General features: G+C 64.3%; 15 protein-coding genes and 1 pseudogene. 7 read left to right on the top strand and 9 right to left on the bottom strand.

Annotated elements, in window-relative coordinates:
• Position 1 precedes the first annotated feature (1 nt).
• Entirely contained in the window at positions 2–907 is a 906-nt protein-coding gene (locus tag CAG34_RS12785) for a LysR family transcriptional regulator (protein WP_085590361.1), read from the bottom strand.
• 103 nt (positions 908–1,010) lie between these two features.
• Here CAG34_RS12785 and CAG34_RS12780 point away from each other — a divergent pair, with 103 nt between their 5' ends.
• Positions 1,011–1,886 carry an MBL fold metallo-hydrolase gene (locus CAG34_RS12780; RefSeq protein ID WP_085590359.1) on the top strand — a complete coding sequence of 292 codons (876 nt, stop codon included), beginning with the start codon at positions 1,011–1,013 and terminating at the stop codon, positions 1,884–1,886.
• A 27-nt stretch (positions 1,887–1,913) separates the two neighbouring features.
• On the top strand, positions 1,914–2,528 hold the full coding sequence (locus tag CAG34_RS12775; protein ID WP_085590357.1) for an NAD(P)-dependent oxidoreductase: 615 nt from the start codon (positions 1,914–1,916) through the stop codon (positions 2,526–2,528).
• A 98-nt stretch (positions 2,529–2,626) separates the two neighbouring features.
• Here CAG34_RS12775 and CAG34_RS12770 read toward each other — a convergent pair whose 3' ends face one another.
• Positions 2,627–3,502 carry a LysR substrate-binding domain-containing protein gene (locus CAG34_RS12770; RefSeq protein WP_085590354.1) on the bottom strand — a complete coding sequence of 292 codons (876 nt, stop codon included), beginning with the start codon at positions 3,500–3,502 and terminating at the stop codon, positions 2,627–2,629.
• A gap of 114 nt (positions 3,503–3,616) precedes the next feature.
• Here CAG34_RS12770 and CAG34_RS12765 point away from each other — a divergent pair, with 114 nt between their 5' ends.
• A complete protein-coding gene (locus tag CAG34_RS12765) occupies positions 3,617–5,254 on the top strand; it encodes a 5-guanidino-2-oxopentanoate decarboxylase (RefSeq protein ID WP_085590352.1) in 1,638 nt (545 codons plus the stop codon).
• Between the two features lie 135 nt (positions 5,255–5,389).
• On the opposite strand, the gene CAG34_RS12760 is transcribed toward CAG34_RS12765, so the two are convergent.
• A complete protein-coding gene (locus CAG34_RS12760) occupies positions 5,390–6,310 on the bottom strand; it encodes an AraC family transcriptional regulator (RefSeq protein WP_085590350.1) in 921 nt (306 codons plus the stop codon).
• 202 nt (positions 6,311–6,512) lie between these two features.
• Between CAG34_RS12760 and CAG34_RS12755 the strand changes: the two genes are divergently transcribed.
• Together CAG34_RS12755 and CAG34_RS12750 are read left to right on the top strand one after the other, a co-directional pair.
• Positions 6,513–6,806, top strand: coding sequence for a putative quinol monooxygenase (locus CAG34_RS12755; RefSeq protein ID WP_075046210.1), 294 nt, complete (start codon positions 6,513–6,515; stop codon positions 6,804–6,806).
• Between the two features lie 130 nt (positions 6,807–6,936).
• On the top strand, positions 6,937–7,203 hold the full coding sequence (locus CAG34_RS12750) for a hypothetical protein (RefSeq protein WP_015271637.1): 267 nt from the start codon (positions 6,937–6,939) through the stop codon (positions 7,201–7,203).
• On the opposite strand, the gene CAG34_RS12745 is transcribed toward CAG34_RS12750, so the two are convergent.
• Together CAG34_RS12745 and CAG34_RS12740 are read right to left on the bottom strand one after the other, a co-directional pair.
• Entirely contained in the window at positions 7,204–7,809 is a 606-nt protein-coding gene (locus CAG34_RS12745; protein ID WP_085590347.1) for a flavin reductase family protein, read from the bottom strand.
• A 238-nt stretch (positions 7,810–8,047) separates the two neighbouring features.
• Positions 8,048–8,410: pseudogene (locus tag CAG34_RS12740) on the bottom strand (heme utilization protein); the annotation flags it as partial.
• A 343-nt stretch (positions 8,411–8,753) separates the two neighbouring features.
• Between CAG34_RS12740 and CAG34_RS12735 the strand changes: the two are divergent.
• Positions 8,754–9,506 carry a hypothetical protein gene (locus CAG34_RS12735; protein WP_085590343.1) on the top strand — a complete coding sequence of 251 codons (753 nt, stop codon included), beginning with the start codon at positions 8,754–8,756 and terminating at the stop codon, positions 9,504–9,506.
• Positions 9,507–9,762: 256 nt separating this feature from the next.
• On the opposite strand, the gene CAG34_RS12730 is transcribed toward CAG34_RS12735, so the two are convergent.
• The 4 genes from CAG34_RS12730 to bglX all read right to left on the bottom strand — a co-directional run bounded on the left by CAG34_RS12730 (position 9,763) and on the right by bglX (position 16,824).
• A complete protein-coding gene (locus CAG34_RS12730; protein ID WP_075046206.1) occupies positions 9,763–11,082 on the bottom strand; it encodes an MFS transporter in 1,320 nt (439 codons plus the stop codon).
• A gap of 279 nt (positions 11,083–11,361) precedes the next feature.
• On the bottom strand, positions 11,362–12,696 hold the full coding sequence (locus CAG34_RS12725) for a sigma-54 dependent transcriptional regulator (protein WP_085590341.1): 1,335 nt from the start codon (positions 12,694–12,696) through the stop codon (positions 11,362–11,364).
• Positions 12,690–14,447, bottom strand: coding sequence for an ATP-binding protein (locus tag CAG34_RS12720; protein ID WP_085590339.1), 1,758 nt, complete (start codon positions 14,445–14,447; stop codon positions 12,690–12,692). The genes CAG34_RS12725 and CAG34_RS12720 overlap by 7 nt, the downstream gene beginning before the upstream one ends.
• A gap of 85 nt (positions 14,448–14,532) precedes the next feature.
• The gene (gene bglX, locus CAG34_RS12715; RefSeq protein WP_085590337.1) at positions 14,533–16,824 is read right to left on the bottom strand and encodes a beta-glucosidase BglX; all 2,292 of its coding nucleotides are present in this window, start codon (positions 16,822–16,824) and stop codon (positions 14,533–14,535) included.
• Between the two features lie 186 nt (positions 16,825–17,010).
• On the opposite strand from bglX, the gene CAG34_RS12710 reads away from it, so the two are divergent.
• Positions 17,011–17,628, top strand: a complete 618-nt coding sequence (locus CAG34_RS12710; protein WP_075046203.1) for a TPM domain-containing protein — start codon at positions 17,011–17,013, stop codon at positions 17,626–17,628.
• Positions 17,629–17,825: the final 197 nt, after the last annotated feature.

Raw genomic sequence — 17,825 nt, 5'->3', positions numbered from 1 at the left:
CTTACAAGTCCTGATCCCACTCCGGTTCGTCCTTGAACCGCTGCACCAGAAATTCCAGCATGCTGCGCAAGGTCGCCGGCATGTGCTTGCGTGAGGTGTACACCGCATTCAGGTTCAGCTCGCGTGGCCTGGCTTCGGGCAGCAGGCGCACCAGTTCACCCCGGCGCAGGGCCTCCGCGGCCTGGTAGGTCGGCAGCATGGCGATACCTGCGCCGGCCAGCGCCGCCTTCTGCAGTGTCATCGCCTCGTTGGCACTGATGTTCCCCGCCACCGGCACGGCGACTTGCTGGCCGGCCACCTCGAAATGCCACAGGCTGTGGCCGAAGTAGGCATGGGTCAGGCAGTTGTGCCGGCTCAATTCCTCGACCCGTTGCGGCGTGCCGTGCTCGCGCAGGTAGGCCGGTGCCGCACACACTGCCGAGCGGCACACGCTGAGGCGCCGGGCGATCAGGTTGGGGTCCAGGTCATTGCTGGTGCGGATGGCCAGGTCGATGCGCTCGTCCACCAGGTTGACCGTGCGATCGAGCATCTGCAGTTCCACCTTCACCCCGGGGTAGCGCCGGACGTAGGCGGCCACTGCATCCACCAGCTGGGCCTGGCCGAACGAGGTGCTGACGCTGATGCGCAGTGCGCCCTTGGGCGCGTCATCCGGCTGCTGCACCGCGGCCTGCAGGTCGCCGACCAGTTCCAGCAGTTGCCGGCAGCGGGGCAGGGTTTCCTGGCCGGCGGCGGTGAGGCTGAGCTTGCGTGTGGTGCGCTGCATCAGCCGTGCGCCAACCCAGTCTTCCAGCTCTGCCAGGTAGCGCGATACCACCGGCCGCGACAGTTGCAGATGATCCGCCGCCGCCGACTGGCTGCCCAGGTCGACGACGGTGACGAATACGCGCATGGCGTTGAGACGGTCCATGATTTGCCCGGTTTCAGAAACAAACTATGTTCGAGCATCGCATTTTTTGTCACGGATTGGGCAACTAAGCTGTTGGGCATTGTTCATCTGACGGGCGTTTGCGATGTCTCTTTTCACTCCTCTGCGTGGCCTGCTGCTGGCCTGTGTGACCCTGGCCGGCCCCGCGCTGGCTGCCGACCCCTTGCGGCTGGAGGTTTACAACCCCGGGCATGAGGCGATCTTCCCGGTCAGTTCGGTGATCGTCAGCGGCGAGCACGACGCCATCCTCGTCGATGCCCAGTTCGGCAAGGCCCAGGCCGAGCAGCTGGTGCAGCGCCTGCGGGCGGGCGGCAAGCAGCTGACCAGCATCTACATCAGCCATGGCGACCCGGACTACTACTTCGGCCTGGATACCCTGACCCAGGCCTTCCCGGAAGCCAAGGTGCTGGCGTCGGCCGCCACGGTTGCCCATATCCGCCAGACCATGGATGCCAAGCTGGCCTACTGGGGCCCGCAGATGGGCACGGACAAGCCGGCGCGACTGGTGCTGCCGCAGGTGCTCGAAGGCAACCGCCTGACGCTGGAAGGGCAGGCCCTCGAAGTGGTCGGCCTGGACGGCCCGCAACCTGACCGCAGTTTTGTGTGGATCCCGTCGATCAAGGCGGTGGTCGGTGGCGTGGTGGTGTCGGAGAACATTCATGTATGGATGGCCGACACGCAAACGGCCAAGTCCCACGCCGACTGGCTCGGCACTCTGGCGCACATCGAAGCGCTGGCGCCGCGCACGGTCATCCCCGGGCATTACCTGGAAGACAGCAGCCGATCGCTGCAGGCCGTGCGTTTCACGGCGAACTACATTCGTGATTTCGATGCCGAGACCGCCAAGGCGAAAGACGCCGGCGCGTTGATCGCGGCGATGAAGCAACGTTACCCGGGGCTGGCCGATGAAAGCTCTCTGGAGCTGGGGGCCAAGGTCGCCAAGGGCGAGATGAAGTGGTAATTCCGTTCAACTGATGGAGAGTATCCCATGAGCAAGATTGCAATCATCGGTGCCACTGGCCGCGCTGGCAGGCAGTTGCTGGAAGAGGCCCTGCGCCGTGGCCACAGTGTGCTGGCCATCGCCCGCGACCCGTCCCGGTTGCAGGGGCGGGACGGGGTGACGGTCAAGGCGCTGGATGCCAAGGACAGCGCGGCCCTGCAAGCGGCGGTCGCGGGTGTGGATGCGGTGCTGAGTGCGGCGCATTTCTCGACCATCGAGCCACACGCCATCATCGAACCGGTCAAGCGGGCCGGGGTCAGGCGCCTGCTGGTGGTGGGTGGGGCCGGCAGCCTGTTGCTGCCGTCTGGGCATCGGGTGATCGACAGCCCGGACTTCCCCGAGGCATACAAGGCCGAGGCCACTGCCGGGGTGCGTTTTCTGGAAGCGTTGCAACGGGAGCCGAACCTGGACTGGACCTTCCTGTCGCCGTCGGCGGAGTTCGTTGAAGGTGAGCGCAGCGGGCATTACAAGCTGGGCAAGGATCATCTGTTGATCGGCGCGGATGGCAAGAGCTGGATCACCTTTGCCGATTACGCGATTGCCATGCTCGACGAACTGGAAAAGCCGCAACATTCGCGGCAGCGGTTCACGGTCGGGTACTGAGTCGCCTGCTTCGCGGGCACGCCCGCTCCCACAGGTAAAGCACAGGTCTTGGAATCTGTGCTGTACCTGTGGGAGCGGGCGTGCCCGCGAAGAGGCCCTCACTGGCTGGCCTGGTGTTCCAGCCAATCCAGCAACTCCACAAGCCCCGCCGGCAAGCTCTTGGTCTGGCTCACCAGGTAATACCCCTTGCCGGTCATCACCTTCAGCGCAAACGGCATGCACAACCGCCCCCCGCGCAAGTCATTGCCGATCAGCGACCAGTCGCCGATGGCCACGCCGGTCCCCTGCGAGGCCATGGCCATCGCCATGTCCAGCGTCTCGAAATGCTGCTTCGGCCCTTGAGTGCCCAGCGTCACCCCGGCTGCCTGAAGCCATAACCGCCAGTCATGCTCATCCCGCGACGGGTGTAGCAGCATGTGTAGCGCCAGGTCCTCGACCTGCTGCAACGGTACCGGCCCTTGGCGCAATGACGGCGCGCACACCGGCGTCAGCTGTTCATCGAACAGCTTGCGCACGCGCAGCCCATGGTTCGGCGCCTCACCATAGACCACCGCCGCATCGAAACCCTCGCGGCGAAAGTCCACTCCATGTTGCACCGTGGTGGTCAGCTCTACAGGTACATCCGGGCGTAGCGCCTGCCATTCCATCAGGCGTGGCAGCAGCCAGCGCATCACGCAGGTCGGTGCCTTGAGCTGCAAGGTAGTGCTGCGCCCACCCACCTCGCGCACCCCTTGTTCGATCAGCGCGAACACCTGCTGCACCCTTGGCAGCCAGTCCTGGCCTTCACGGGTCAGGCTCAGCCCACGGGCCTGGCGCTGGAACAAGGCATAACCCAGATGCTCTTCGAGGGCCGCGATCTGCCGGCTGACGGCGCCCTGGGTGATATGCAACTGCTGCCCGGCACGGGTGAAATTGCAGTGCTGGGCGGTTACCAGGAAGGTATGCAGGGCGGGCAGGGGCGGGAGGCGTTTCATTGTGCTGAGCCATGATTGCAGGACATGGCTAGTATGTGTTTTTTTGCATTGTGGCGATAGCCGTGGCTGGGTCCAATAAGGGCATAACCCAACCAAGATTCATGGTGAAACCCGATGGCAACCTGCGGCGAAGTACTGGTAAAACTCCTTGAAGGCTATGGCGTTGACCATGTCTTCGGCATTCCTGGTGTACATACCGTGGAGCTCTACCGCGGCCTGGCGGGCTCGTCCATCCGCCATGTCACCCCGCGCCACGAGCAGGGGGCCGGGTTCATGGCCGACGGCTATGCGCGGACCCGCGGCAAGCCCGGGGTGTGCTTCATCATCACCGGCCCGGGCATGACCAACATCACCACCGCCATGGGCCAGGCCTATGCCGACTCGATCCCGATGCTGGTGATTTCCAGCGTGCAGGCCCGCGACCAGCTGGGCGGTGGCCGCGGCAAGCTGCACGAGTTGCCCAACCAGGCAGCGCTGGTGTCTGGTGTGGCGGCGTTTTCCCACACCCTGATGAGTGCCGATGACCTGCCGCAGGTGCTGGCCCGGGCATTCGCCGTGTTCGAAGGCGCCCGGCCGCGCCCGGTGCATATCGAGATCCCGCTCGACGTGCTGGTCGAACCGGGCGACCACCTGCTGCCGGGGCGCGTGGTGCGCAGCAGCCGGGCGGGGGCAGCGCCGCAGGCCGTGGCGCAGATGGCCGAGCGCCTGGCCAATGCACGGCGACCATTGATCCTGGCCGGGGGCGGCGCATTGGCCGCGGGCGCTGCGCTGGCGCGCCTGGCCGAACACCTGCAGGCGCCGGTGGCGCTGACCATCAATGCCAAGGGGCTGCTGCCGGCCAGCCACCCGCTGCAGATTGGCTCGACCCAGTCACTGCCAGCCACGCGGGCGCTGGTGGCCGAGGCCGATGTGGTGCTGGCGATCGGCACCGAACTGGCCGAAACCGACTATGACGTCACCTTCAAAGGTGGTTTCGATATCCCGGGCAGCCTGTTGCGCATCGACATCGACCCGGACCAGACCGTGCGCAATTACCTGCCGGAGCTGTCGCTGGTGGCCGATGCCGAACTGGCCACCGAGGCGCTGCTTGGCGCCTTGCAAGCATTGCCGCAACCCGTGCGTGAAAGTACGTGGGGGGCCGCCCGGGTGGCCAAGCTGCGCCAGGCACTGGCGGCGGGTTGGGACCAGCCGACCCTGAGCCAGACACGTTTGCTGAATGCAATTATCGAGCGCCTGCCCAATGCCATTCTGGTGGGCGATTCGACCCAACCGGTGTACACCGGCAACCTGACCCTGGACATGGACCAGCCACGCCGTTGGTTCAATGCCTCGACCGGCTACGGCACCTTGGGTTATGCATTGCCGGCGGCCATGGGCGCCTGGCTGGGCAGCGCGGAGCAGGTCGGTGAGCGTGCGCCTGCGGTGTGCCTGATTGGTGATGGCGGTTTGCAGTTCACCTTGCCGGAGCTGGCCAGCGCGGTGGAAGCACAGGTGCCGCTGATCGTGCTGCTGTGGAACAACCAGGGATACGAGGAAATCAAGAAGTACATGGTCAACCGGGCCATCGAGCCGGTCGGGGTGGATATCCATACGCCAGACTTCATCGGTGTGGCGCGGGCCCTGGGCGCGGCGGCGGAGCAGGTGGCAGATGTGGCGCAGCTGCAGGTGGCGTTGGGTCAGGCAGTGGAGCGCAAGGGGCCGACCTTGATCCAGGTTGACCAGAATCAGTGGCAGGGGGCTGTGTTGGGTTGAAGTGAAGCTATTGCCTGTACCGGCCCTTTCGCGGGCTTGCCCGCTCCCACAGGATTTTGCACAGGCTCTGAACGTTGTGCTGTACCTGTGGGAGCGGGCAAGCCCGCGAAGAGGCCGGTACTGCCAGCCAAAATTTCAGCCAGCAGTCGCCCGCAACCTGGCCACATCACGAATCGGCGGCGCGCCATACAGCCGGCTGTATTCACGGCTGAACTGTGACGGGCTTTCATACCCCACCCGGTAGGCAGCCACCGCTGCCTCGAGCCCGTCATTCAGCATCAAGCGCCGCGCTTCCTGCAGGCGCAGTTGCTTCTGATACTGCAACGGGCTCATCGACGTCACGGCCTTGAACCGGTGGTGCAAGGTCGAGGTGCTGAGGTTGACCTCCCGCGCCAGGTCCTCGATGCGCAAAGGCAGCTGGTAGTTCTGGTTGAGCCAGGTGATGGCCTGGCAAACCCGGTGGGTCTGGCTGTTGGCCAAGGCGATTTCGTACAACCGATAGCCCTGCGGCCCGCGCAGCAGGCGGTACAGAATCTCCCGACGGAACAGCGGCGCGAGCATCGCGATGTCGCGAGGGGTGTCCAGCAGGCGTATCAGCCGCAGCAAGGCGTCGAGCAACGCGGCATCGGTTCTTTCCACATACAAGCCACGACCGGAAGGCCGGTTGGGCACCAGCATCGGCCCGCTTTCGGCGATCAGCTGGCTGATTTCGGCCGGGTCCAGGTCCATGCGCAGGCCAAGGCTCGGGTACTCGGGGCTGGCGTCGAGCTTTACGCCGCTAAGCGGCAAGGTTACCGAGACCACCATGTAGTGCAGCGGGTCGTAGGCGTACTGCTCGTCACCCAGGAACAGGCTTTTGCTGCCCTGGGCGAGGATGCACAGCGCGGGTTGCGCCAGGGTCGGTACCGAGCGCACGTTTTCGGTGTAGCGCACCAGGTACAGGTCATCGATGGCCGATGCCGGGCCGTGGGGCTCCCCGGCGTGGCGGCGGATCAGCTCGGCGAGCTCCTGGCGTTGCAGTTCCAGGCTCGGGTCGATGGACGTGGCGGTGGTCATGATGGCTTTCCTCTGCTGACCGACGCAGCATAGGTTTGGGCAATGGCGGGCGCTAGTCAAAAGCTGCACGCCGATTGCCTGATCCTGCCGCGCTGCAGGATCAGGCAATCGGCGAGCAGTAATGGCCTAACGCGTCGCGCGGGTGAGGCCCTAACCTTGGCAGCCTGGCTTTTCCGTCCGCCTGCTTCAAGGAGATTGTGCAATGACCCCGACACAACCGGTCACCCACCTTGCTTTCATCCGTGCCAGCAGCGGGCGCTCGGCGGAGCTGGGCGCGCGCCTGCGTGACCTGCTCGAGCCCTCGTTGCGGGCACCGGGCTGCCTGAGTTTCACGGTGCAGCGTTCGCAGGCTGATGCCGATTTATGGTTGCTCAGTGGCAGCTGGCAAGACCAGCAGGCGATGACTGGCTACTTTGCTTCGCCGACGCTGGAAGTGTTTGGTGAGTTGGTGCAGGAACAGGTGGTCAGCAGCCTGGACCTGCATACCTTTGATTGAGGTATTGCCTGTTCTGGCCTCATCGCCGGCAAGCCAGCTCCCACAGGGGCATCACAGGTCTTGAGGGCGGTACAGTACCTGTGGGAGCTGGCTTGCCGGCGATAGGGACGGTACAGATGAATAGGGTAAGATGCTGCCCTTGATCAACCAGGTAGATAGCAACATGGCACGTAGGGAATTCCCGCATTTCGAAGCGGTTTCGGCGATGGTCCCGGTGGAAGGTGGCGGCTACAACGCGGCCATCGCGGTCAAGGCCCTGGGCATGGGCGGCGCGCCGCGCTTTCACAAGATTCTCGACGGCCAGGTGTTCAAGGGCGCCGTGGCCGCCGATGAAGCGGCCACGGCCGAGCTGCAACGCCTGCAGGGCGTCAGCGAAGAGGGTGAGCTGATCTGGTGATCAGGCCGGCGGGCGGGCCATCTTGAACAGGTTGCCCAGCTCGAAATAGTCTGCCGGGCCACCGCCACGCAGGATCGGCTCGGCGGCAGCGGTATCGTAGATACCGTTCTTCAACAGGTGCTCGGCAATGTGCACCGCCACCACTTCACCCAGGATCAGCCAGCTGGGCACCAGTTCCTGGTCGGCCCGCTTGAGCTGGACAATCTGGCTGACCTTGCACTCGAAGGCCACCGGGGTTTCGCCGACACGCGGCACGTTGACGATGTTCGACGGCTTGGCGGTGAGGCCGCTCAATTCAAATTCGTTTATCTCGGCGGCAACCGGTGCGCAGCTCTGGTTCATCTGCTCGGCCAACGGGCGGGTTGCCAGGTTCCAGACGAATTCGCCGGTCTGCTCGATGTTGTTCAGGCTGTCTTTGCGCCCGACGCTGCAGAAACCGATGATCGGCGGAATGTAGTTGAAGGCGTTGAAGAAGCTGTAGGGCGCCAGGTTCAGGCGGCCTTCGCGGTCCTGTGAGGAGATCCAGCCGATAGGGCGGGGGCCGACGATGGCGTTGAACGGGTCGTGGGGCAGGCCGTGGCCTTTGGCGGGTTCGTAGTAATACATCTGTGCTGGGCTTGCTGGCCCTACCTCCTGGTGGACAAGGTGCCTAGTGTGCCAAGCCTGTGCCCGCCTGCAAATGATCAAGCCCGGCCGAAGCCGGGCTGGGTGCTCGCATCAGGGATCAGCTGATGCGGTGGGCGTTGGTGCGATCGAAGCCATCTTCGGCGAAACGTTGGCCGCCAGTGCGGTCGAAGCCGTCTTCGGCGAAGCGCTGGCCACCGGTGCGGTCGAAGCCGTCTTCGGCGAAGCGCTGGCCACCGGTGCGGTCGAAGCCGTCTTCGGCGAAGCGCTGGCCACCGGTGCGGTCGAAGCCGTCTTCGGCGAAGCGCTGGCCACCGGTGCGGTCGAAGCCGTCTTCGGCGAAGCGCTGGCCACCGGTGCGGTCGAAGCCGTCTTCGGCGAAGCGCTGGCCACCGGTGCGGTCGAAGCCGTCTTCGGCGAAACGCTGGCCGCCAGTGCGGTCGAAGCCATCTTCAGCGTAGGCAGCGGATTGGCTCTGGGTCGCTGCGAAGGTGTGGGCGTTGGTGCGGTTGAAGCCATCTTCGGCGAAGGCGCCAGCAGCGAAAACCGAGAGGGCCAGGGTGAGGATCAGTTTGTTTTTCATGGTCGTTGCTCCAGGGGTTCTTGAGGTTGTTTTGTTTCTATGGGTTTAATCCTACGCCGATTAACTTGATTAAAAAGCGCAAATAATAGCGCTTAAAAATCGAATAATTAGATATATATTGGCGCGCATCTTGGGCTCTGGCAGCGGTTCTGGCTCAGGATATGTCTGCCCATGCGCCGACGTTCTGCCAGCCATTGCAGCTTGAAGGGGTGGAATTAATGGGGCGTTAAGGATGAAAAATCTGTCATTGAAGGCTTCTCAACGCATTTTTCATACATCACCAACCGATTTTTCAAATGCTGCTCAGCACCATCGCCGCACCTCAAACCGGAGCGGCACAACAATGAACAAACTTCCGCAAATCACCTTGGCCTTCTGGGTCATGAAGATCTGCGCTACCACCCTTGGCGAAACGGCGGGTGATTTGCTGTCGATGACCCTGAACATCGGCTATGCCCTCAGCTCGCTGCTGCTGATCAGCGTGTTCCTGCTGACCTTGCTCGGCCAGCTGTACTCGCGCCGCTACCACCCGATGCTGTACTGGCTGGTGATCCTCTCCACCAGCACCGCCGGCACTACCATGTCCGACTTCATGGACCGCACCTTGGGCCTGGGCTACGCCGCGGGTTCGGCCATCCTCATCGGCATCCTGCTGCTGACCTTCCTGGTATGGCGCCTGAGCGGCAACCCGCTGGATGTCACCCGCATCAAGAACCGCACGGGCGAATTGTTCTACTGGGTGGCGATCCTGTTTTCCAACACCCTCGGCACGGCGCTGGGCGATTACCTGGCAGATGACTCGGGGCTCGGTTTTGCCGGTGGTGCACTCTTGATCGGCAGTGCCATCGCCTTGGTAATGGTGGCCCGCTACTGGACACGCATTCCTGGCGTGGTGTTGTTCTGGGTTGCGTTCGTGCTTACCCGCCCGTTCGGCGCCACCTTGGGCGACTTCCTCACCAAGCCCCACGAGAAGGGCGGCCTGGACTTCGGCACGGTCGGCTCTTCGGCAGTGCTGGGCGGGGTGTTGCTGGTACTGGTGCTGATGGCCACTTGGTACCAGCGCCGTGAGCCGCGTCAGGCGTTGGAGATGTCCTGAGCCTGCTTTCCGATACCAGTGAGCCGATTAACTGGGCTATTCGGCTCACATGGTGAGCCGAATAGGATTTCTAATCGGCTCATCAGAAGGCTTCGGAGGTATGGCTTGATGTTTGCGCTGTTGCTCGTCCGCGCGGTGCGTCTCGCATGCGCTGGAGCCCTCAAACCGTACACCTGGATTGCAATGACGCATTCGCATGTATGAAAAAAGGCGCCCCGAAAACGGGGCGCCCTTCTTCATTACCGCAAGCTCACACTCACTCAGTGGTAATCCGCGAGTGCTGCTTGGTGTCCTTCATGGTCGCGTAAACCAGCAGCGAGCAGGCGATGCAGGCGGTGACGTACCAGTAGAAGCCACTCTCCATGCCGGCGCTCTTGAACCACAGGGCCACGTACTCGGCGGTGCCGCCGAAGATCGACACGGTCAGGGCATACGGCAGGCCCACGCCCAGGGCGCGGATTTCGGTGGGGAACAGCTCGGCTTTGACCACGGCGTTGATCGAGGTGTAGCCGCTGACGATGATCAGCGCCGCCATGATCAGGAAGAACGCGCCCCACCAGGTCTGGATGGTGTGCAGGGTGCTGAGGATCGGTACGGTGAACAGAGTGCCGAGTACACCGAAGGCGATCAGGATCGGGCGTCGACCGATCTTGTCGGACAGGCCGCCGATCACCGGCTGCAGGCACATGAACAGGAACAGCGTGGCGGCCGAGATGGTGGTCGAGTCGCTGATGCTCATGCCCACGGTGTTGACCAGGTACTTCTGCATGTAGGTGGTGTAGGTGTAGAAGGCCAGGGTGCCGCCCATGGTCAGGCCGACCACGGTCATCAGCTCCTTGGGGTGGCGCAGCAGGGTGCGCATCAGGCTTTCCTTGGCCTTTTCCTTCTTGGTGAAGGAGGCGGTTTCTTCCATGCCGCGACGCAGGTACAGGGCCACCACGGCGCACAGCGCACCGATCACGAACGGTACGCGCCAGCCCCAGGCATACAGCTGCTCGGTGGTCAGGGTCTGTTGCAGGACGATCAATACCGCCAGGGCGATGAGCTGGCCGGAGATCAGGGTCACGTACTGGAAGCTGGAGAAGAAGCCACGGCGATCCTTGCTGGCCATTTCGCTGAGGTAGGTGGCCGAGGTGCCATATTCACCGCCCACCGACAAGCCCTGCAGCAGGCGTGCGATGACCAGCAGGATTGGCGCGGCGACGCCGATGGTTTCGTAGCCCGGGGTCAGGGCGATGACCAGCGAGCCGGCGCACATCAGCAGCACCGAGGCCATCAATGCGGCCTTGCGGCCTTTGCGGTCGGCGTACAGGCCCATCAGCCAACCACCGATCGGGCGCATGAGGAAGCCCACGGCGAAGATCGCGGCGGTATTGAGCAATTGTGCGGTGGAATCGCCGGCTGGGAAGAAGGCCTTGGCGAAGTACAGCGAGAATGCGGCGTAGACGTACCAGTCGTACCATTCGACCATGTTGCCGATGGACCCGCTGAAGATCGACTTCAGGCGGCTGGCGGTGGTTTTTTCTGTGGCAGGCGCGGTGGCCGCCCCGGCTGGCAGGGAGGTGGCATTATCCATCAGGGATACCTTCTCGTTGTTTTTGTGGAGCGCGCCGTGGCGCAGCTTGCCAAGGCAATTGCAGAAGGTGTGCCAAATGGGTGCGTTGGGCTTCAAGTTGGGGCGCTGCGCGCCCCTTCGCGAGCACGCCCGCTCCCACAGGGACCGCGTGACGTCTGACTCTTCGCGTTTCCCTGTGGGAGCGGGCGTGCCCGCGAAGGGCTGCAACGCAGCCCCAAAAGAATCCTGCTAATGAGCGGTTATTTGCTTAGTGACCGAGCGCGATAGGCGGATTTCCGCTCATTCCCGCCCAATGAAGTCCTCGCGCACCAACCCATGCCGCTGCATCTTCTCGTTCAGCGTGCGCCGCGGCAGCTGCAACATTTCCATCACAGCATTGATCGCGCCCCCGTGCTGGCGCAGCGCCGCGCGCAGGCATTGCGCCTCGAACGCTTCCATCTGCTCGCTCAGCGACTGCCCGGCAGGCGCCACCTCGATGTTCGGTGAACCCAGCCCCAACGCATGGCGTTCCGCCGCATTGGCCAGTTCACGCACGTTGCCCGGCCAGTCATGCGATAGCAGCTGCGCCAGTTGCGCGCCCGACAGTGGTGGGGCTGCGCGGCCAAGCTTTTCGCCGGCGGCACGGGCAAAGTGCTCGAACAGCAGTGGAATGTCCTCACGCCGTTCACGCAATGGCGCCAGGCGCAGCTCGGCCACGTTCAGGCGATAGGCAAGGTCTTCGCGAAAGCGCCCGGCGCGGGCTTCTTCGAGCAGGTCGGGCTTGGTCGCGGCAATGATGCGCAGGTCGACGCTGATGCTCTGGTTGGCCCCCAGGCGCTCCAGCTTCTGTTCCTGGATCACCCGCAGCAGCTTGGCCTGTTGGGCCAGTGGCATGCTTTCGATTTCGTCGAGGAACACCGTGCCACCGTTGGCGTATTCCAGCTTGCCGATGCGCTTGCCCTGGGCGCCGGTGAAGGCACCGCTTTCATGGCCGAACAGCTCGGCCTCGAACAGCGACTCGGGGATGGCTGCACAGTTGAGGGCGACGAACGGCTTGCCGGCGCGCGGGCCAAAATCGTGCAGGCAGCGGGCCACGCGCTCCTTGCCACTGCCGGTTTCGCCGCGGATCAGCACATTGACCGGCAGGCTGGCCAAGTCCAGTACTTGCCGGCGCAGCTGTTGCAGGCCTTGGGACATGCCAAGCAGCGTGCCTTCCAGGCGTGACTTGAGGTCGGCCTGCTCGTGCAGGCGGCGGTTTTCCAGGACCAGCTGGCGCTTTTCCAGGGCCCGGCGCAGGCTGCCCAGCAGGTGCTGGGGGGTAAAGGGCTTTTCCAGGAAGTCGTAGGCCCCGCTGCGCATGGCCTCCACTGCCATGGGCACATCGCCGTGGCCGGTCAGCAGGATCACCGGCAAGTCGGGGTCGTCCGCCTGCAGGCGTTCGAGCAACTGCAGGCCATCCATGCCCGGCATGCGTACATCGCTGATGATCACCCCGGGAAAGTGCCGTGGCAGGTGTGCCAGGCATTCTTCGGCGCGGGCGAACAGTTGCACGCTGAAGCCGGACAGGCTCAGCCATTGCTCGACCGCGGTGCGGATACTGGCTTCATCATCGACGACGATCACTGAATTCAACATACAGGCTCCAGGTCACGGGGCAGGGTAAGGCTCAGGCGCGCGCCGCCAGGCAGGTTTTCGGCCTGCAGCTGGCCACCGGCCTCGTGGACGATACCGTAGGAAATGGCCAGGCCCAGCCCCAGGCCTTCGCCCACCGGCTTGGTGGTGAAGAACGGGTCGAAGACCTTGGCCAGGTCGGCCTCGGCAATGCCGCCACCCGAATCCAGCACGCTCAGGCGCCACAGCTCGCCGTCGGGCTCGATGCGGATCTCCAAGCGTTTGTAGCGCTTGTCGGCCATGGCGTCGAGGGCATTGCGCAGCAGGTTGATCAGCACCTGCTCCAGGCGAATGGCATCGCCGCGCACCCAGGCCGGGCGCGCCAGGTACAGGGCTACTTCCACTTCTTCGCTGCGAATGCGTGCTTCCAGCAGGTGCAGGGCCTGGTCGACCACCGTGGCCAGGTCGAGGCGCTCGCGCAGGCCGACCGGGCTGTTGCGGGCGAAGGTTTTCAGGTGGCTGGTGAGCGCGGCCATGCGTGTGAGCATCTGCTCCAGCGGCTCCAGTGCCTGGCGTGCTTCGTCATGTCGGCCATGGTCGAGCAGCAGGCGCAGGGTTTCCAGCTGCATGCGCTGGGTGGTCAGCGGCTGGTTGATTTCATGGGCCATGGCTGCCGACATCTGCCCCAGCGCCGCCAGCTTGGCCGATTGCACCAGCCCCTCCTGGGCGGTGCGCAGCTCACGGGTGCGCTCCTCGACCTGGCGCTTGAGCTCCTCCCGGCTGCGCTGGCGCAGGCGGGCCAGGCGCAGGCGCTGGCTGACGAACAGCACAGCGAACACCAAGCTCAGCCACACGGCGGCGGCGCCGAGGGCGGCATTGCGACCGTCGGCGGCCACCTGCGGCTTGCGCAGCAGATGCAAAGTCCAGTTTTCACCCTCCAGTGGCAGGCTTTCCCACAGGTATTCGGCGCTGCCCTCCGGGCCTTGCACGCGGCTGAGGGTGCTGTTGGCGGCAAAGCGGGTCAGCACCTGGTGCTGCAGCGGCACCAGCGGTTGCTTGTCGTACTGACGGGTTTCGGCCAGTTCGGCACGGTCGGCACCACTGAGTGGCTGCAGTTCGCGGTAGCGCCAGCCGTCCTGGTTGGCGATGAAGGTGATGCCACGGGCATCGCTGACCAGCAGGATGTCGCTGCCCTGGCGCCACTCGCGTTCCAGCTCGGGGAACTCCAGCTTCACCACCATGGCGCCGAGAAAGCGGCCATGCTCGTCGTTCACCGCGCTGGCGAGGAAGTAGCCCGGCACGCCACTGGTCACGCCCACGGCGTAGAAGCGACCACTGCCCTGGCTGCGAGTCTGCTTGAAATAGGGGCGGAAACCGTAGTTGGAGCCCACGTAGCTGCTGGGCAACCGCCAATTGCTGGCGGCGATGGCCAGGCCGGTGCGGTCGAGCAGTTCGAGGGTGGAGGAGTTGGCGGCGCCATTGATGCGTTCGAGCTTGCGGTTCAGGGCGTCCTGCACCGGTTCGCTGACCGGGCCGCGCAGGGCGGCGATCAGTTCCGGGTCCAGCGCCAGCACGGCGGGCAGGGCGCGGTAGCGGTCGATCAGCGTGTGCAGGGCATTGGCATACAAGCCCAACTGCTGGCTGGCACGCTGGGCGTCGGCTTCCATGGCCTGGCGCTTGGCCTGGTGCATGGCCCAGCCGGCGCTGAAGGCGGTGCCCAGCACGATCAGCAGGGTGATCAGCCCCAGACGCAGGGCGCGAACGGAAAAGGGCATGGGGCGGATCCGGATGAATGAGATATCAGGGCGGGCCTCTTCGCGGGTTTACCCGCGAAGGGGCCGGTACAGGCAAACCTGTCAGTTACAGCAGTTCAAAGCTCTGCTGCTGCACCGCCTGGGAATCCAGCCCGACCTGGACATTGAATTCCCCTGGCTCGGCAACCCGCTGCAGTTGGCCATTGTAGAACTTCAGGTCTTCTTCGCTGATGCGGAAGCTCAACGTGCGCGATTCGCCAGGCTTGAGCATCAGCTTCTGGAAGTTCTTCAGTTCCTTCACCGGGCGGCTCATCGATGCCGATACATCCTGCAGGTACAGCTGCACCACGGTCTCGCCTGCCACCTTGCCGGTGTTCTTCACTGTCACCTTGGCTTCCAGCGTGTCGCCACGCTTGAGGTCCTTGTTCGAAAGCTTCAGCCCCGACAGCTCGAAGCTGCTGTAGCTCAGGCCATAGCCGAACGGGTACAGCGGGCCATTGGGCTCCTCGAAGTACTGCGAGGTGTAGTTGCCCGGCTTGCCCGGCGTGAAGGGCCGGCCAATACGGGTGTGGTTGTAGTACATCGGGATCTGCCCGACCGAACGCGGGAAGGTGATGGCCAGCTTGCCGGACGGGTTGTAATCGCCGAACAGCACGTCGGCGATCGCGTTGCCGCCTTCGGTACCGGCGAACCAGGTTTCCAGAATGGCGTCGGCCTGCTCGCGTTCCCAGGCAATCGACAGTGGGCGGCCGTTCATCAGCACCAGCACCAGTGGCTTGCCGGTGGCCTTCAGGGCCTTGATCAGCTCCCGCTGGCTGGCCGGGATTTCCAGGGTGGTACGGCTCGACGACTCGTGGGACATGCCGCGGGATTCACCCACCACTGCCACCACCACATCGGACTGCTTCGCCGCCTTCACCGCCTCGTCGATCAGCACCGCGGGCGGGCGCGGGTCGTCGACGATTTCCGGGGCATCGAAGTTGAGGAAGTTCAGGTAATCGAACATCGCCTTGTCGCCGGTGACGTTGGAACCTTTGGCGTAGACCAGCTTGGCCTTGCCCTCCACGGCGCGGCGCAGGCCTTCGCGCACGGTCACCGAGTGCACTGGTTTGCCGTCGGCAGCCCAGCTGCCCATCATGTCGATCGGGGCATCGGCCAGCGGGCCGACCAGGGCGATGGTGCCGGCCTTTTTCAGCGGCAGGGTCTGGTTGCGGTTTTCCAGCAGCACCAGGCTGCGGCGCGCCACGTCACGCGCGGCATCGCGGTGCAGGCGGTCGTTGCCGTAGTAGTCCTTCAGGTCGGTTTCGGCCTTGCCGATGCGCACGTACGGGTCCTTGAACAGGCCCATGTCGTACTTGGCACCCAGCACTTCGCGCACCGCCTGGTCCAGCTCGCCCTGGGTCACTTCGCCGGACTTCAGCAGGCCTGGCAGCTCTTCGCCGTACAGGGTGTCGTTCATGCTCATGTCGATGCCGGCCTTGATCGCCAGCTTGGCGGCTTCGCGGCCGTCGCGGGCGACGCCATGGCGGATCAGCTCCTGGATGGCGCCGTGGTCGCTGATGGTCACGCCCTTGAAGCCCCACTCCTTGCGCAGCAGGTCGTTCATCAGCCAGGTGTTGGAGGTGGCCGGCACGCCGTTGATCGAGTTCAGCGCCACCATCACCCCGCCGGCACCGGCGTCGAGCGCGGCGCGGTAGGGCGGCAGGTAGTCGTTGTACATTTTTGGCAGGCTCATATCGACCGTGTTGTAGTCGCGCCCGCCTTCCACCGCGCCATACAGGGCGAAGTGCTTGACGATGGCCATGATGCTGTCGGGGTTGGCCGGGCTGCTGCCCTGGAACGAGCGGACCATCACCTGGCCGATCTTCGAGGTCAGGTAGGTGTCTTCGCCAAAGCCCTCACTGGTGCGGCCCCAGCGCGGGTCGCGAGCGATGTCGACCATCGGTGCGAAGGTCATGTCCAGGGCGTCGGCCGCGGCTTCGATGGCGGCGGTGCGGCCGACCTTGGCGACGGCGTCCATGTCCCAGGTCGCGGCCATGCCCAGGCCGATCGGGAAAATGGTGCGTTCGCCGTGGACGGTATCGTAGGCGAAGAACATCGGGATCTTCAGGCGGCTGCGCATGGCCGCGTCCTGCATCGGCCGGTTCTCGGGCGCGGTACGCGAGTTGAAGGTACCACCGATGCGGCCGGCGGCGATTTCCTCGCGGATCTTGTCGTGGGGCATTTCCGGGCCGATGCTGATCAGGCGCAGCTGGCCGATCTTTTCGGCTTCGGTCATCTGGCTGATCAGATGGTCGATGAACGCCTGCTTGTCCTGCAGGGGCGGGGCGGAGGGGGCGGCGAGGGCCGCCTGACTGGCAAGGCCCATGGCCAGGCCCAGCAAAGACAGTTTCATCATCAATTCCGTTGTGGGGCCTCTGCCGTATCCACGGTGATACGCGCGCGGCCGAAGTTTTCAGGCGGCTATTGTTGTACGATTTGCAGGCATTTCTTCCAGCGGCGGATTATGCCTGAATATGTCGCCTGCGGACGAAGCCCCGAATGCCGGGACAACAACTATAAGAACGCTCAAGAGACCGACGGCATGACCCCCCTCGACGAATACCATCAGCGCCAGATCGCCGAAGCCATTGCCCGTGCCGAACGGCGCACCGATGCCGAACTGGTGACGGTGCTGGCCCGCCGGGCCGATGACTACGCCTACTGGCCGTTGTTCTGGGCCGCCGTGCTGGCGCTGGCCGTGCCGGCCCTGTTGCACTGGCTGCTGGGTTGGCCCGGAGTGCGTGGCTTGCTGGTGGCCAATGTGCTGCTGTTCGTCGGCTTGTGCCTGCTGCTGCGCAGTCCACGCCTGGCCGGCTGGCTGATCCCCCGTGCCCTGCGCCGCTGGCGCGCCTCGCGCCTGGCCCGCCAGCAGTTTCGCGAACAGAACCTGCAGCGCACTGCTGGTGCCACGGGCGTACTGATCTTCGTCAGCGAGGCGGAGCGGCATGTGGAGATCCTGGTCGACCGTGGTATCGAACACCATCTGGATGCCACCGCCCGCGCGGCCATCGTCGCCCGCTTTGCCGAACAGGTACGCCAGGGCCGCACCTTGCAGGGTTTTGTAGAGTGCATCGAGGCGTGCGGCGAACTGCTCAGCGAACATGTGCCGCCTACCCATGCACGTAACGAGTTGCCCAACCGGTTGGTGATTCTCGATTGAGCCCTAATGCCAGTCAGTCAAGCGAATTGGGGCCGCTTTGCGGCCCTTCGCGGGCTTGCCCGCTCCCACAGGTGTGTCGCTGAGCCCATGATTTGCGCGACCCCTGTGGGAGCGGGCAAGCCCGCGAAGGGCTGCAAAGCAGCCCCAATTAAACAGGCAAACCTTAACTGACTGGCATTAGGGCAAGCCCGCTCCCA

The sequence above is a fragment of the Pseudomonas sp. B14(2017) genome (genome assembly GCF_002113255.1).
GTDB classification, from domain to species: Bacteria; Pseudomonadota; Gammaproteobacteria; order Pseudomonadales; family Pseudomonadaceae; genus Aquipseudomonas; species Aquipseudomonas putida_Z.
Note: the sequence above shows the minus strand (reverse complement) of the source record. Positions and strands in the feature narration are given on the sequence as shown.

Coding starts and splice junctions, on each gene's coding strand:
- CAG34_RS12785 (WP_085590361.1), bottom strand. CDS start 907: ATGGACCGTCTCAACGCCATGCGCGTATTCGTCACCGTCGTCGACCTG.
- CAG34_RS12780 (WP_085590359.1), top strand. CDS start 1,011: ATGTCTCTTTTCACTCCTCTGCGTGGCCTGCTGCTGGCCTGTGTGACC.
- CAG34_RS12775 (WP_085590357.1), top strand. CDS start 1,914: ATGAGCAAGATTGCAATCATCGGTGCCACTGGCCGCGCTGGCAGGCAG.
- CAG34_RS12770 (WP_085590354.1), bottom strand. CDS start 3,502: ATGAAACGCCTCCCGCCCCTGCCCGCCCTGCATACCTTCCTGGTAACC.
- CAG34_RS12765 (WP_085590352.1), top strand. CDS start 3,617: ATGGCAACCTGCGGCGAAGTACTGGTAAAACTCCTTGAAGGCTATGGC.
- CAG34_RS12760 (WP_085590350.1), bottom strand. CDS start 6,310: ATGACCACCGCCACGTCCATCGACCCGAGCCTGGAACTGCAACGCCAG.
- CAG34_RS12755 (WP_075046210.1), top strand. CDS start 6,513: ATGACCCCGACACAACCGGTCACCCACCTTGCTTTCATCCGTGCCAGC.
- CAG34_RS12750 (WP_015271637.1), top strand. CDS start 6,937: ATGCTGCCCTTGATCAACCAGGTAGATAGCAACATGGCACGTAGGGAA.
- CAG34_RS12745 (WP_085590347.1), bottom strand. CDS start 7,809: ATGTATTACTACGAACCCGCCAAAGGCCACGGCCTGCCCCACGACCCG.
- CAG34_RS12735 (WP_085590343.1), top strand. CDS start 8,754: ATGAACAAACTTCCGCAAATCACCTTGGCCTTCTGGGTCATGAAGATC.
- CAG34_RS12730 (WP_075046206.1), bottom strand. CDS start 11,082: ATGGATAATGCCACCTCCCTGCCAGCCGGGGCGGCCACCGCGCCTGCC.
- CAG34_RS12725 (WP_085590341.1), bottom strand. CDS start 12,696: ATGTTGAATTCAGTGATCGTCGTCGATGATGAAGCCAGTATCCGCACC.
- CAG34_RS12720 (WP_085590339.1), bottom strand. CDS start 14,447: ATGCCCTTTTCCGTTCGCGCCCTGCGTCTGGGGCTGATCACCCTGCTG.
- bglX (WP_085590337.1), bottom strand. CDS start 16,824: ATGATGAAACTGTCTTTGCTGGGCCTGGCCATGGGCCTTGCCAGTCAG.
- CAG34_RS12710 (WP_075046203.1), top strand. CDS start 17,011: ATGACCCCCCTCGACGAATACCATCAGCGCCAGATCGCCGAAGCCATT.